This is a genomic window from Reyranella sp. (assembly GCF_965229815.1).
GTDB lineage: Bacteria > Pseudomonadota > Alphaproteobacteria > Reyranellales > Reyranellaceae > Reyranella.
Window position 1 is genome coordinate 412185 of record NZ_CBDDJN010000008.1, and the last position, 14971, is coordinate 427155.

At 70.0% G+C, this 14971-nt stretch carries 10 protein-coding genes and 1 tRNA gene; 8 read left to right on the forward strand and 3 right to left on the reverse strand.

Annotated elements, in window-relative coordinates:
* The first annotated feature begins 38 nt into the window (after positions 1-38).
* The gene (locus tag ACO073_RS29455; RefSeq protein ID WP_422002886.1) at positions 39-1388 is read left to right on the forward strand and encodes a hypothetical protein; all 1350 of its coding nucleotides are present in this window, start codon (positions 39-41) and stop codon (positions 1386-1388) included.
* An 11-nt stretch (positions 1389-1399) separates the two neighbouring features.
* Positions 1400-2743, forward strand: coding sequence for a hypothetical protein (locus ACO073_RS29460; RefSeq protein WP_422002887.1), 1344 nt, complete (start codon positions 1400-1402; stop codon positions 2741-2743).
* Positions 2744-2747: 4 nt separating this feature from the next.
* On the opposite strand, the gene ACO073_RS29465 is transcribed toward ACO073_RS29460, so the two are convergent.
* The 3 genes from ACO073_RS29465 to pxpB form a co-directional block, all read right to left on the reverse strand.
* Positions 2748-4298 carry an acyl-CoA carboxylase subunit beta gene (locus ACO073_RS29465; protein WP_422002888.1) on the reverse strand — a complete coding sequence of 517 codons (1551 nt, stop codon included), beginning with the start codon at positions 4296-4298 and terminating at the stop codon, positions 2748-2750.
* Between the two features lie 128 nt (positions 4299-4426).
* Positions 4427-5491 carry a biotin-dependent carboxyltransferase family protein gene (locus tag ACO073_RS29470; RefSeq protein WP_422002890.1) on the reverse strand — a complete coding sequence of 355 codons (1065 nt, stop codon included), beginning with the start codon at positions 5489-5491 and terminating at the stop codon, positions 4427-4429.
* Positions 5488-6213: a 5-oxoprolinase subunit PxpB gene (gene pxpB, locus ACO073_RS29475; RefSeq protein WP_422002892.1), complete on the reverse strand. Its 726-nt coding sequence runs from the start codon at positions 6211-6213 to the stop codon at positions 5488-5490. The genes ACO073_RS29470 and pxpB overlap by 4 nt, the downstream gene beginning before the upstream one ends.
* A 79-nt stretch (positions 6214-6292) precedes the next feature.
* Between pxpB and ACO073_RS29480 the strand changes: the two genes are divergently transcribed.
* The 6 genes from ACO073_RS29480 (at position 6293) to ACO073_RS29505 (ending at position 14375) form a co-directional block, all read left to right on the forward strand.
* Positions 6293-7084 carry a LamB/YcsF family protein gene (locus ACO073_RS29480; RefSeq protein WP_422002893.1) on the forward strand — a complete coding sequence of 264 codons (792 nt, stop codon included), beginning with the start codon at positions 6293-6295 and terminating at the stop codon, positions 7082-7084.
* Between the two features lie 123 nt (positions 7085-7207).
* Positions 7208-9505 (forward strand): xanthine dehydrogenase family protein molybdopterin-binding subunit, encoded by a 2298-nt coding sequence (locus tag ACO073_RS29485; RefSeq protein ID WP_422002895.1) that lies wholly within the window; start codon positions 7208-7210, stop codon positions 9503-9505.
* Between the two features lie 10 nt (positions 9506-9515).
* Positions 9516-10757, forward strand: a complete 1242-nt coding sequence (locus tag ACO073_RS29490; protein ID WP_422002897.1) for a hypothetical protein — start codon at positions 9516-9518, stop codon at positions 10755-10757.
* Positions 10758-10898: 141 nt separating this feature from the next.
* Positions 10899-12281 (forward strand): L-seryl-tRNA(Sec) selenium transferase, encoded by a 1383-nt coding sequence (gene selA / locus ACO073_RS29495; RefSeq protein WP_422003187.1) that lies wholly within the window; start codon positions 10899-10901, stop codon positions 12279-12281.
* 45 nt (positions 12282-12326) lie between these two features.
* A complete protein-coding gene (selB, locus tag ACO073_RS29500; RefSeq protein WP_422002899.1) occupies positions 12327-14246 on the forward strand; it encodes a selenocysteine-specific translation elongation factor in 1920 nt (639 codons plus the stop codon).
* A gap of 33 nt (positions 14247-14279) precedes the next feature.
* Positions 14280-14375, forward strand: a tRNA-Sec gene (locus tag ACO073_RS29505).
* Positions 14376-14971: the final 596 nt, after the last annotated feature.

A 14971-nucleotide genomic window follows, 5' to 3' on the forward strand; every position in this document is an offset into this window, starting at 1 on the left:
CCGGCCCCGGGGCTCGGGTAGAGCCCGCACTCTTGCGCATGCTATCGACCAAAGTCGCTTACCGCACGACGGTCGGCCTGATCTGGGGGCTGGCCCTCTGGCACAGCTGGGAAAGCCGGGGGCTGTTCGTCGACGGCTCGGCCTTCCTCGTCCAGATCGCCCGGCGCGAGTGGTTCTTCGATTTCTACACGCCGCGGCTCTACGCCATGGTGCTGGGCCAGATTCCCATCATCACCGCGGTCTTCCTGGGCGTCACGGACCTGCATCTGCTGGCCCGGCTCCTGTCGATCGGGCTGTTCGCCGTGCCGACGGCCCTCTACCACCTGGCCCTGGTGCGGACCCGGCACGACCCGGTCCTGCTGGCCTCGGTGATCGCCGCCATCGGCGTCGTCTTCATGACGACCTCCTTCTTCATCGTCGGCGAATACAATACGGCCTACGCAATCGCCGTCCTGGTGGCGGTGCGCCTGGTCACGGCCCGTCGTCTCACGGTGCTCGACGGCCTGTTCCTGGTGGTGCTCGCGGGGGTCGCCGTCCGGACCTACGAGGCCATGATCTACCTCGGGCCGCTCCTGTCGCTGATGGTCCTCCATGCCGTGTGGCGGGCGCCGGCGCGGCCCTGGCTGCCCACGGCACTCCATCTCCTGTCGGTCGCGGGCTTCGTGGCCGGCGTGTTCGTGGCCATCCATTCCCTCGCCAAGCCCTACTCCGAGGAGCATCTGGACGAGACCATCCAGACGGCCTCGAACTTCTGGCAGAACCTGCAGTTCGACCTCGCGGTGGCCGGCGCCCTGATCGTCATCGTCTGGGGCCTCGTGCGCCCGCGCGACCTGGCGACCGGCCGACCCTACCGCTGGGCCGCCGTCTGTCTCGCAGCACTCGCCCTGTCGCCGCTGCTCGGCCTCAGCGACACGCTGGTGCGGCCGCTGGCGAAATCCCAGTACGTGGCTCGCCAGGGCGCCGGGCTGGTGGTGATCACCATCGTGCTGTTCATCTGGGCCTATGGCTCGCCCCTGCGCGAACGGCTGTCCGTCTTCCTCTCGTTGACGCGGCCGGAGGCGGCCGGACGCTTCCTCGCGTTCGCTCTCGTCGTCCTGATCGCGCTCCTGCCGTCCGACATCTATCTGACGCGCAACTGGGTCTCGTACCTCGATGCCGTGCGCGACACGGTGCGCGGCCGCGAAGGCGTCATCGCCTTCGAGGATTCGCCGCTGTCCAAGCATCCCTACGACCTGCTCGTCGAGGCCTGGATCCTGCCCAGCCAGAGCCTCGCGCTTCGGGCCCGGCGAGGCGACGGCATCATCGCGCCGCCCCGGGAGTTCAACGCCTGGCAACCGTTCCCGCCAGGCGAGCCTTATCCCCTGGGCCAGTACACCTGGCGCGACTAGCGGGCCCTGCCGTGCCGCCGCCGGCCCTCCAGCGTCTCGTCGTCCTGCTGCTGTGGTCGCTGTCGGCCTGGTCCGCGTTCAACAGCCGGGCGCTCTTCTGGGACGGGTCGGCCTTCCTCGCGAACATCCTCGAGCTCGGCCAGGTCCACGATTTCTACACCGCGCGGGCCCATGTCGACTGGGTGACGCAGGCACCGGTGCTGGCGCTGGCGCAACTCGGCGTGCGCGACACGTGGCTGCTGTCGATGGTCTATTCGGCCACGCTGTTCGGGCTGCCGACGGCGCTTTACCACCTGGCGCTGGCCCGGGTGCGCGACGACGGGCTGCTGCTGGCCATCGTGGTCGCCGTCGTCGCCACGGTCTACCTGCCGACCTCGTTCTTCATCGTCGGCGAGTACAACGTGGCGTTCGCCGCCGCGACCGCTGCCGTGGCGACGTCGCTGCGGCCGTCCGGCCGGCCGCTCGGCGACGCGCTGCTGGCGCTCATCCTCGGCCTGCTCTGCGTGCGGTCCTACGAGGCGATGGTCTATCTCGGCCCGCTCGTGGCGGCGATCCTCCTGTGGTCGGCTCGCGGCGCGGCGCCGCCGGTCCGACTGCTGCTGACGATCGCCGCCCTCGCCTTCGCGGCGGCGGCGATCGTCGCGGGCGTCACCATCGTCGACTACTGGGACCATCCGCACTTCGTGAAGGTGCGGTCGATGACGCTCGATTTCTGGCAGAACCTGCAGTTCGCCATTCCCGTGGTCGGGCTGGTCCTGTGCGGCCTGGGGGCCCTCCTTCGCCCGGCCTGGCTGCAGGGAAGCGGTCCTCTGGTCGTCGTCGGCATTGCGGCCGCGGCGCTCGCCCTGACGCCGTGGTACCGGCTGCTGCACGAGCATTCGATCCTCTACCCGCCGTCCCACTATCTGGCGCGCCAGGCGGCGGGCGGCCTGCTGGCGGTCCTGCTGGGCAGCCTGTGGATCGCCGTCGCCTGGCGCGACCGGCCACCGCGCCTGCTCGCCGTGCTGCGCCTGCCGACGGTGTCGCGGCGCGCGGCCCTCGCGATGACGATGCTTCTGGTGGCGGCCGCGGTCCCCGACCTCGTGCTGACCGGCCTGTGGTCGGACTATCTCGGGCGCATGCGGGCGCTGGTCGACACGCGGGAAGGCGCGATCCGCGCCGCCGACCTGCCGCTGCTCGACTGGCCGGACAAGCTGTTCGCCCAGGACTGGTCGCTCCCGGCCATGAGCGCCCTCGTGAGCCGCACGCCGGGCCGTGCCTATGTGCTGGTCGACAAGGACTATCGCAGCAATCCGCCCTTCGACCCGGCCTGCGGGACGCTGCCGCGGCTCGAGGCCTACGGCTGGAAGAAGTAGGGCCTCAGGGCCGCATCCAGTGGCTGGTCGGGCCGCTGCCGCGCACCGGGGCGGCCAGCTCGACGAACTCGCAGAGGATCTTCCGTGTGTCGCGCGGGTCGATGATCTCCTCGATCCAGAAGGTCTCGGCCGACCGGAAGGGCGAGCGCAATTTGTTCAGCCGGTCCTCGATCTCGGCCATCTTGGCCTTGGGATCGTCGGCGGCGTCGATGTCGGCGCGATAGGCCGCCTCGATGCCGCCCTCCAGCGGCAGCGATCCCCAGCGGCCCGACGGCCAGGCGTAGCGCCAGTTGAGCCGGGCGCCGTTCTGGTGGGCGGCGCCCGCCACGCCGAAGGCGTTGCGGATGATGAAGGTGCACCACGGCACCGTGGTCTGGAACATGGCCGACATGGTGCGCACGCCCTGGCGGATGACGCCGCTCTTCTCTGCCTCCAGCCCGATCAGGAAGCCGGGACAGTCGCAGAAGTAGACGACCGGCAGATGGAAGGTCTCGGCCATGTCGACGAAGCGCGCCACCTTCTGGCAGGCGTCGGCTGTCCAGCCGCCGCCGTAGAACATGGGGTCGCTCGCCATCACCGCCACCGGCCAGCCGTCGATGCGCGCGAGGCCGGTCACCACCGAGCGGCCATAGAGCTTGCCCATCTCGAAGAAGCTGCCCTGGTCGACGATCTTCTCGACGATCGGCCGGATGCGATAGACCTTGCGGATGTCGCGCGGGATGGCGTCGAACAGCGTGTCCTCGCGGCGCGCCGGATCGTCGGTCACCGGGCCGCGCGGCGGCGCGTCGTGGACCGAGGAGGGGAGATAGGAGAGGAAGCGGCGGGCGAGCGCGAAGGCCTCGTCCTCGCTGTCGGCCGCCTCGTCGATGGCGCCGGCGCGCAGCTGGATCTCCCAGCCGCCGAGCTCCTGCTTGTCGAACTGCTTGGGGCTCAGCCGGTTCACGACCGGCGGCCCGGCGACGAACATGGCCGAGACCTCCTTCACCATCACCGAATAGTGCGTGGCGGCGAGCCGGGCGGCGCCCAGCCCGGCGACCGAGCCCAGGCCCAGCCCGACGGTCGGCACCGTGCCCATGTTGCGCACCACCCATTCCCAGCCGCGCACGCCCGGCACGTTGGCGCGGCCGGTGGTCTCGATGGTCTTGACCGAGCCGCCGCCGCCCGAGCCCTCGATCATGCGGATCAAGGGCACGCGGTACTGGTTGGCGTAGCGCTCGATGAAGATGTCCTTTTCCTTGATCGTCGCGTCCGCCGACCCGCCGCGCACCGTGAAGTCGTCGCCGGTGACGGCGACGTGCCGGCCGTCGATCTTCGCGCGACCCATCACGGCATTGGCGGGCGTCAGGTCGACCAGGTCGTTGCGCCCATCGTATTCCGCCTTGCCGGCGACGCTGCCGATCTCGCGGAAGCTGTCCGGGTCGACCAGCCGGTCGATGCGCTCGCGCACTGTCAGCCGGCCGCCGTCATGCTGGCGCTTGACCTTGTCGGCGCCGCCCATGCGCTTAGTCATCTCCTGACGGCGGCGCAGTTCGTCCATCTCGGGCTGCCAGCTCATGACGATTTCCTCGGTTTTCGTTGCGCTTCGCTGTCGTAGCAACGCAGCCGGGCAGGGGCTACCGCGAATGCGGCACGGGGGCCGAGCGGGGCCGAAGGACGAAACGAGGGGCGGCCGCGGGTCTCGCTCTAGCCCGGAAGCGCCTCGCGCTCGTAGACGATGCCGTCGATCAGGTTCTCCTCGTACAGCCGCACGAGGTCGATGCCGCCGGGCGGCCGCGCCGTCTGAAGCTCGGCGATCGCCCGGGCCAGCCGCGCCTCCTGGTCGCGCCGCAGCGCCTCGGCCTCCTCGACCGTCACGGAGGTGAACGTCACGGCGTTGCCCGGGAGAAGACGGCCGAGCCGGGGCAGGTCGACCGAGGCGACGGTCGCGATCTTCGGATAGCCGCCCACCGTCTGGCGGTCGGCCAGCAGCACGATGGGCAGGCCGGCGCCCGGCACCTGGATGGCACCCGGCGCGATGCCGTCGGAGATGATGTCGGCGCCGCCCTTGTCGACCGGCGTGGCGTGCTCGATCGTCGGGCCCTCGAAGCGGATGCCCATGCGGTCGGCTTCCTTGGAAACGCGATACTCGGACTCGATGAAGGTCTTGCGGCCGCGGGCGCTGAAATAGTCGTCCTGCGGCCCCCAGACGATTCGGACCGGCCCGCTGCCATAGTCGAAGGGCCGCGCGAGCTTCTTCTCGTCGCCCGGCGGCGCCGCCTCCTGCACCAAGGGGAGGACATCGTCGGCAGCGAGCTTGCGACCCTTCAGACCGCCGACGCCGGCGCGGGCATAGGTCGAGAGGCTGCCCATGAAGGGTGCCAGCGCGAAGCCGCCGGCGACGGCGAGATAGGCCGTGCTCGATCCCTCGACCATGCCGACGCGCAGGACCTGGCCGCGCTTCAGCAGATGCGTGCGATCCGATTCCAGCGGCTTGGGGGCGGCATCCGGCGCCTCGACGAGGCTGGCCGACAGCGGCCCGGCGAGCGCGATGCGCACGCTCTCGGCCTCGACCAGCAGGTCGGGTCCCATCACGCCGATCTCGAGCCCGGCCATGCCGGCCGGGTTGCCGCACATCGCGTTGGCGAGGCGCAGGCCGATCCGGTCCATCGCCCCGGCCGTCGGCATGCCGAGCGCCATGAAGCCGGTGCGGCCGAGGTCCTGGAGCGTGTCGAACAGGCCCGCGCGGACGACCTTGAGATGGCCGCTCATGCCGCCTCCACCAGCCGGTCCCAGGCGAAGCTGCCGGCCTCGACCTCGCGCGCGATGCGGTCGTAGACCTTGCGGTCGATACGCTGGAAGGCGAGCGAATCGCCCGGCGCGAGGAACACCGGCTGCTCGCGGCGCTGGTCGAACATCCAGAGCGGCGTGCGGCCGATCAGGTGCCAGCCGCCGGGGCTCTCGAAGGGGTAGATCGTCGTCATGTCCATCGCGATGGCGACCGACGAGCGCGGGACGCGCACCCGCGGCTGCGAGCGGCGCGGCAGGGCGAGCGAGGGGTCGAGGCCCGCGATGTAGGCGAGACCGGGCATGAAGCCCAGCACGTAGACCTTGAAGCGCGAGGCGAGATGGGCGGCGATGACCTCCTCCCGCGACTTTCCGGTGCGGCCGGCGACCTCGTCGAGGTCGGGCGCGAAGTCGGGGTCGTCGTAGCAGCACGGGATGGTCACCTGCCGCGCGGCCTGGCCGGTCGGCAGGCCGCGCGCGATCAGCGCGTCGATCGCGGGCTGGAGGTCGGCGCGGGTCGTCGCCGTCGGGTCGTAGCAGACCATCAGGGCCCGCATGGAGGGCACCGTCTCCACGATGCCGGCGATTCCCGCCTGGCCGATCGCGGCGTGCAGCGCCATCACCCGGCCGTTGATGTCCGGAGAGATCTCGTTGCCGAACTCGACGGAGAAGGCGGTGTCGCCGCAGGAAAGATACCGTACGCTCACATCTGCTAGGATATAATCAGCGTCTACTCGCTGTCATCCCGAGCGCAGCGGGGACCTTTCGTCGTTGAAGGAGCTTCCCATGGCCGCGACCAATGCCGGTTTCGTCAACATCAACTCCGACCTGGGCGAGAGTTTCGGCCCGTGGGTGATGGGCAACGATGCCGAGGTGCTGAAGATCGTGAAATCGGCCAATGTCGCCTGCGGGTTTCACGCCAGCGATCCCACAGTGATGGTCGATACCGTGAAGCTCTGCCAGGAGAACGGGGTCTCGATCGGCGCCCATCCCGGCTTCGCCGACCTGCAGGGCTTCGGGCGGCGGGTGATCAACCTCACGACCAAGGAACTGGAGGCCAACATCGCCTACCAGATCGGCGCCTTGCAGGCGATCGCCGCCCTGCACGGGGCCAAGGTCACGCACATGAAGCCGCACGGCATGATGGCCAACATGTCGGCCGAAAGCGCGGAGATGTGCGACGCGATCTGCCGCGCCACCAAGGCGGCCGACCGCGACCTGATCTTTCTCGCCCAGGCCAATACCGAGCAGGGCAAGGCCGCGCGAAGGGCCGGGCTGCGGGTCGCCGAGGAAGTCTTCGCCGACCGCACCTATACGGATGCCGGCATGCTGACGCCGCGCAAGGAAACCAACTCGATGATCAAGGATGCGGCGCAGGCGGTGGCGCACGTCCGCCGCATGGTCGACGAGCAGGCGATCTATTCTACCTCCGGCAAGCGCATTCCCTGCCGGGTCGATTCGATCTGCGTGCACGGCGATGGCCCTACGGCCGTTGCGGTTTCCCGGGCCGTGCGCGAGGGGCTCGAGGGCGCCGGCATCCGGATCGTGCCGCTGACCGAGATGCCTTCCCTCGACTAGGGCGGATTCCGCGCCACCCCGTCCCGGGCAGCGGCGAAATGGCCGCGAGAGCCCGGGCCGCTTCGCCGCTATAGTCCGGTCCGATTCCGAACAGGTCGGACTTCGAGCGGCGGGAGTGGCGTGATGGTAGCGTTCGGCAAGGCCCAGTATATCAAGCGTGTCGAGGACAACCGGCTTCTGACCGGCACGGGCGGATTCACCGACAATCAGGCCCGGCCCGACCAGGCACATGTCGTGCTGGTGCGCTCGCCGCACGCCCATGCCAGGATCACCCGCATCGATTCCGAGGCCGCCCGCAAGGCAGCCGGCGTACTGGGCGTCTTCACCTGGGCCGACATGGAAAAGGAAGGCTGCGGCTACTTCGCGCTGCCCGCCATGTTCCCCAACGCCGACGGCAAGAAGCCCGACATGACGCCCCGCCGGCCGCTGGCACACGAGGTCGCGCGCTACCTCGGCGAGGCCGTGGTCGCCGTCGTGGCCGAAAGCCGCGGCCAGGCGCAGGACGCCGCGGAGCTGGTCGAGATCGACTACGACCCGCTGCCGTCGGTGACCGAGATCGACGATGCGCTGAAGGCCGATGCGCCGCAGATCTGGCAGGGCGCGCCGGGCAACCGGGTCGGCTTCAACCGCTTCGGCGATGCCGCCAAGGCCGACGCCGCCTTCGCCGCGGCGGCCCATACCGTGTCGATGGACATCGTCCACCAGCGGCTGATCGTGAACGCCATGGAGCCGCGGGCCATCATGGCCGAGTGGGACGGCGACCGGATCATCGTCCACATCGGCAGCCAGAATCCCTCGGTGACGCGCGACCTGCTGGCCGACGTCGTCCTCAAGATGCCCAAGGACAAGGTGCGCGTGCTGGTGCGCGACATCGGCGGCGGCTTCGGCATGCGGACGGGCATCCAGCCCGACGAATCGGTCGCCGTCTGGGCGGCCAAGGTGCTGAAGCGCCCGGTGAAGTGGCGCGCCGAGCGCAGTGAGGAGTTCGCCGCCGCCACCGCCGGCCGCGACCAGCTGCACAAGGTCTCGATGGCGCTCGACAAGGACGCCCGGATCACCGCGCTGCGCATGGAGGCCTTCGCCAATGTCGGCGCCTACCCGTCGGGCGCCGGCATCGCCATCCCCCTGTTCGTCGGCCCCAAGGTCACGACCGGCACCTACGACATTCCGGTGATCGACCTCAAGATCACCTGCGTGCTCACCAACTCGGCCACGGTCGGCGCCTATCGCGGCGCCGGCCGGCCGGAGTGCCTGCTGAACCTCGAGCGGCTGATGGATTCGGCGGCGCGCCAGATCGGCATGGATCCGGCCGAGCTGCGGCGGCGCAACTTCGTGACGCCGGCCCAGATGCCCTACACGACGGCGATGGGCGAGAAGTACGACACCGGCGACTTCAACCTCTTCCTGACCAAGACGCTGGAGGCCGCCGACTGGAACGGCTTCCCGGCGCGCAAGGCCGAGGCCGAGAAGCGCGGCAAGCTGTACGGCCGCGGCCTCGCCTCCTATGTCGAATGGACCTCGGCCATGGTCATGAACGAGATGGCGCACTACGAGGTGAAGGCCGACGGCAAGGTCGTCATCTGGATGGGCACGCAGGGCATGGGGCAGGGGCTGCAGACCAGCTTCACCCAGCTCGCCTCCGAGCTGCTGGGTATCGACCCGTCGCAGATCGAGATCGCCATGGGCGATTCCGACCGGGTCGGCGGCGTCGGCTCGATGGGCTCGCGTTCGGCCTATATCGGCGGCTCGGCCGTGCTGAGCGGCAGCGAGAAGCTGGTCGACAAGGGCAAGGAGCTGGCGGCCGATGCGCTGGAGGCCAGCGTCGCCGACATCGTCTATGCCTCCGGCCGCTTCACCATCGCCGGCACCGATCGCGCCATCGGCCTCGGCGAGCTGGCCGCGCGGCAGCCCGACAAGCGCATCTTCATCGAGAACGTCAACTCCGTCGAAGGCATCGCCTGGCCCAACGGCGCCCATGTCGGCGAGGTCGAGATCGATCCGGAGACGGGCCATGTCGAGCTGAAGCGCTACACCACGGTCGACGATGTCGGCCGGCCGCTGCACCGGCCGATCGTGTTCGGCCAGATCCATGGCGGCTGCGCCCAGGGCATCGGCCAGGCGCTCCTCGAGGAGAACGTCTACGACCGCGAGACCGGCCAGCTCATCACCGGCTCGTTCATGGACTATGCGATGCCGCGCGCCTCGACCTTCCCGACCTTTTCCAACACGCTCGACGACAGCGTGCCGGCCAAGACCAATCCGCTGGGCGCCAAGGGCGTCGGCGAGTCGGGCGCGGTCGGCTCGACGCCTACGGTGATGAACGCCATCATGGACGCGCTGTGGCCGCTCGGCGTGCGCAACGTCCAGATGCCGGCGACACCGCAGCGAGTCTGGCAGGCGATCCGGGAAGCCGGACGCTGATGGAGACACGATGAAGCAGCGGATCTTCGGCTGGATCTCGGTCCTCTTCGGCATCCTGCTCGCCCTGGCGACCGTCGAGGTCGCTGCCATCGCGTGGCTCTACATCGAGGACGGCCGCTACACGCCGGCGCCGCAGCTCTTCGAGCGCACACAGAACACCTACCTGCGCGACGCCACAAAGGGCACGACCTGCCGCTACGTCGACACGCTCTATCCGCACCCCTATGTCGGCTTCGTGCACCACGCGAATCCGCCGTGCGGCCAGCCCTGGGTGAACAATGTCGGCCTGTACGGGCCCGACTATCCGACCGTGCGCGATCCGGACTACTACACGATCATCCTGGTCGGCGGATCGGTCGCCTCTCAGCTCGCGCAGAACTCCCAGCCCCCGGCGCCGCGCTATCTCGAGGAAGAGCTCAACAAGAAGTACGTCAGCCCCAACGGCAAGCCGTGGCGCATCCTCAACGGCGGCGACGGCGCCTGGAAGGAGCCCCAGCCCTTCATCCTCTTCGCCCTCTACGCCAGCTCGGTCGACGCCGTCGTCAACCTCAGCGGCTTCAACGAGCACTACTTCTTCTGGCCGGGCGCCGAGGAGCGGCTGGAGCGGCCGCTCAGCAACTTCATCGAGGTCAATCCCTTCGTGGCCGACGAGAATTTCGGCGATGCCGCGATCGGCTGGGTGATGGGCCGCATTTCCGGGGCGCTGGCGGCCAATCCCCTGCTCGGCCATTCGCACGCCGCCTACATGGTGGTGCGCGGCATCGAGGACGTCGCCAAGGGACACGACGTCTTCAACTCGACCAAGAAGACCACGCTCAACAGCATCTTCAAGATGCCCGAGGACATCCGCCGCGACGCGCCGCGCGAGTTCGAGGTGCAACTCGGCCTCTACCAGAAATACTGGCGGGCGACCGAGGTGCTGGCGCGCGACTACGGCCTGAAGTCGGCCTATTTCCTGCAGCCGGCACCGGCCTACGGCAAGGTGCTGACGGAGGACGAGAAGCGCATCGTGGGCGACCTCTCCTACGGTCCTCTCTATCGCAGGATCGTGGCCGGCATGCTGACGCTGCGCGAGCGCGGGCTCGCGGTCTTCGATCTCGGCGACATCTTCGCCAACGAGAAGGGCACGATCTACGCCGACCACATCCACTACTGGCGGGACGCCAAGTCCGAGAGCCCGGGCAACCGCCTGATGGCCACGCGCATGGCCGCCCAGCTCGCCGAGACCTGGGGCCTGCAGAAGAAGCCCTGAGTTCGACATCGGCCGGCCGCCGCGCCGGCGGCCCGTGTCCATTGATCCGATGCCGCGCCTGGGCCAGATTGGCGCCGCCGGGCCCTCGTGTCCGGCCCATATGTGCTGGGGAAACGACCCGTGTCGCGTGCCGACCGCGCCTTGCGCGCCTCTGAGACCCGTCCGACCCTCGGGCGTCCGCCCTCGATCGACCGTATGGCCGGATGGATGGCGCTCGCGCCGCTGATCGCCCGGGCCGGCCGCCCGCTGGTGGTGGAGGCGCTGCGGGCCTGGGCCGAGGCCCGGCGCGGCAGCGCCGACGTCGGCGACGAAGCGGCCTGTGCGCGCTGGTGCGAGGCGCGGCTGGCCGGCCTGGTGGAACCCTCGCAGCGGCGGGTCTTCAACCTCACCGGCACGGTGCTGCACACCAATCTCGGACGCGCCCTGCTGGCCGAGGAGGCCATCGAGGCGGCGGTCGCCGCCATGCGCTCGCCGACGACCCTCGAGTACGACTTGGCCGACGGTGGCCGGGGCGAGCGTGACGACCATATCGCGCCCTGGTTGCAGCGGCTCACCGGCGCCGAGGCGGCGACCGCCGTCAACAACAACGCCGCCGCCGTGCTGCTGGTGCTGGCGGCCCTGGCCGGCGGCCGCGAGGTGATCGTCTCGCGCGGCGAGCTGATCGAGATCGGCGGGGCCTTCCGCATCCCCGACATCATGGCGCAGGCCGGCTGTCGCCTGGTCGAGGTCGGCACGACCAACCGCACGCATCTGCGCGACTATGCCGAGGCGATCGGCCCCGAGACCGCGGCGATCATGAAGGTGCATCCGTCGAACTACGCGGTGACCGGCTTCACGAAGACGGTCCCGGCCGCCGACCTGGTCCCGCTCGCGCGCGACAGGGGCCTGCCGGTGATCGAGGATCTCGGCAGCGGCACCCTGGTGGACCTCGAGAGCTGGGGTCTGCCGCACGAGCCGACGGCGCGCGAGGCGATCGCGGCCGGCATCGACGTGGTGACCTTCTCCGGCGACAAGCTGCTGGGTGGCCCGCAGGCCGGCCTGATCGTCGGCCGGCGCGATCTGGTGGAGCGCGTCTCGCGCCATCCCACCAAGCGCGCGCTTCGGCTGGACAAGGTGCGGCTCGCGGCGCTCGAGGCGACGCTGCGCCTCTACGGCGATCCGTCGCGCCTGGCCGAGCGGTTGCCGACGGTGCGCGCGCTCGCCCGGCCGGCGGACGAAATCCGCGCCGCCGCCGAGCGGCTGCTGCCCGCGGTCGGCGCTGCGCTGGCCGGCCGGGCAGAGGCGACCATCGAGCCGGTGCGCGGCCAGATCGGCTCCGGCGCGCTGCCGGTCGACCTGCTCCCGTCCTTCGCCATCGCGCTGCGCGGCCGGAGTCTCGACCGCCTGGCCGCCGCCTTCCGTCGGCTACCGGTGCCGGTGATCGGGCGCATCGGCGACGACGCGCTGCTGTTCGACCTGCGTACCCTGGACGACGAGGCGACCTTCGTCCGCCAGCTGGAAGGTCTCGATGCCGGCGACCGCTAGTCCGTTGCCCGCCCCGCGTCCGGCGTTGCCTGCAGGGGATGCGCCATGATCGTCGGCACCGCGGGCCATATCGATCACGGCAAGACGGCGCTGGTGAAGGCGCTGACCGGTGTCGATGCCGATCGCCTGAAGGAGGAGAAGGCGCGCGGCATCACCATCGACCTCGGCTACGCCTACTCGGATCTGGGCGACGGCCGCCAGCTCGGCTTCGTCGACGTGCCTGGTCACGAGCGCTTCGTGCACAACATGCTGGCGGGCGCCACCGGCATCGACGCCGCGCTGCTGATCGTGTCGGCCGCCGAGGGCATCAAGCCGCAGACCGTGGAGCACCTGCAGATCGTCGACCTGCTGGGGCTTGATCGCGGCATCGTGGCGCTCACCAAGGCCGACCTCGCGGACGACGACCTGCTGCTGGAGCGCATGGCCGAGATCGAGGCCCTGCTCGAGCCGACCTCGCTGCGGGGTGCGGAGATCATGCCGGTGTCGGCAATCACCGGCCGCGGCATCGACGAGCTCAAGGCCGGGCTGCTGGCGCTCGGCGAAAGCGGCAAGGGCGTCACCGGTTTCGCGCGGCTCGCGGTCGACCGTTGCTTCGTCCTGTCGGGGGCCGGCGTGGTGGTGACCGGCACCGTGCATGCCGGCGAGATCAGGGTCGACGACCGGCTGCTGCTGACGCCGTCCGGCCTGGAGGCGCGCGTGCGCTCGCTGCATGCGCAGAACCGCGCGGCGGAGATCGGGCGCGCCGGCGAGCGCTGCGCCCTCAACCTCGCCGGACCGCGCCTGTCCAAGGACGCCGTGCGCCGCGGCGACTGGGTGGTCAGCCCCGAGCTGCACGCGCCGACCGACCGGCTCGACGTCCGCCTGAAGCTGCTCGCCTCGGAAGAGCAGCCCCTGAAGCACTGGTCGCCCGCGCACGTGCATCTCGGCTCGGCACACGTCATGGGGCGCGTCGCCTTGCTCGAGGGCGAGCGGCTGGCGCCGGGAGAGACGGCAATGGCACAGCTCGTGCTCGACGAGAAGGTCGGCGCCCTGGCCGGCGACCGCGTCATCCTGCGCGATCCGTCGGCGCTGCGCACGATAGGCGGCGCCAGCGTGATCGATCCGTTCGGCCCGCCGCGCAACCGGCGGGCGCCGCGGCGGCTGGCCGAGCTGGCGGCGCTGGGCGAGCCCGACCCGGTGGCGCTCGACAGGCTCCTGTCGCTCGACTCGGGCTTCGTCGAGACCGCGCGCTTCGGCCTGACGCGGAACCTGCGACCGGTGGATGTCGCCGCCCTGCTCGAGGCGGCGGACGGCACGAGCCTCGACGGCTACGGCTTCCATGCCGCCACCATGGCGGCGGCGCGGCAGGACATCGTCGATACGCTGAAGGCGCATCACGAGGCGCGGCCGGACACGCCGGGACTGCAGCCCGAGCGGCTGCGCCTGGCGCTGGCGCGGCGCTGGCCCGTCCCGGTCTTCAAGGCACTGATCGATCAGGAAGTCGGGGCCAAGACCGTGCTGGTCGACGGTCCGTTCCTGCGCCTGCGCGGACATTCGCTGAAGCTCGGCTCCCGCGACGAGGCCCTCTGGCAGAAGATCGCCGCGGAACTCGATCGCGACCGCTACAGGCCGCCGCGCGTCCGCGATTTCGCCAGCACCCATGGCGTGCCCGAGCCCGAGATGCGCAAGCTCCTGCAGCGCCTGGCCAAGGTCGGCCGCGTCGTCGAGGTAGCGCCCGACCAGTATTTCCTGCGTCCGGTGGTGGCGGAGATGATCGGCATCGCCCATGCCTTCGGCCGCGAGTTCACGGCAGCGGAGTTCCGCGACAAGCTCGACAACGGCCGCAAGGTGGCGATCCAGATCCTCGAGTTCTTCGACCGCCACGGCATCACCGTCCGCCGCGGCGACCTGCGGCGCACTGTGCCGCAGAAGCTCCAGCAGTTCGGTCCGACGGCGCCGGAGGCGGCCGCTGCGGCCGCGACGTGACAGGTCGGTCGTTCTCGGGCAAAGATCGTCGACGGAGGAGAAGCGCTCCCGGTGGGGCGGCTGGCCTTCAAAGCCAGAGAGGGCCGTTAGCCGGTTCTTAGTGGGTTCGACTCCCACTCTCTTCCGCCAGCCCCGTCCGAAGTCGCCCGGAAAGGGCCGGAAAGGTCGTATCCATCGGCCTCTCCACGGGTAGCGTCCGGTGTGTCGTTCACGTCCGGCCGCGTAAGGCCGCGCGCGGCGAGAAAAAAGGCGTACGCTACCGCAAGCAACTTTGAGGGTGTCTGGACGCCGTCGGGGTCCGTTGGGCTGCGATCCAACGCGGCGGCGACACATTGACGCCTTCAATGTCCGTCGCGCCATCGGCAGTCACCGAGTCACTGGCACTGCAGATCTTCCCGGGCCGTTCATCGCGGACGGCCCCCTGTGGCGAAGACTTATCGACGACCCGTTGGGTCGCGGGGGCGCCGCCAGTGGAAACAGCGCCTTGACGGGAGGCTGAGCCTTGCCGGCTCAGGGGAGGACTGTAGGGCCCCGGGGCCATGCCACTACCTTTCCGCCTGGTTTGTCCTCCGCAACCAGCCCGGGGCCAGCCGCGCGCCGGCGAACATCCGTTGATCCAGGAACGCCCGGCCAACTTCCCAGAGGTTCCATAAGGTCAGAGGCGACCTCATCGGATGCTAGGTTGTATACTGAAAGTCGGCGATGCCCCTGTAGGTCCGCCGGCA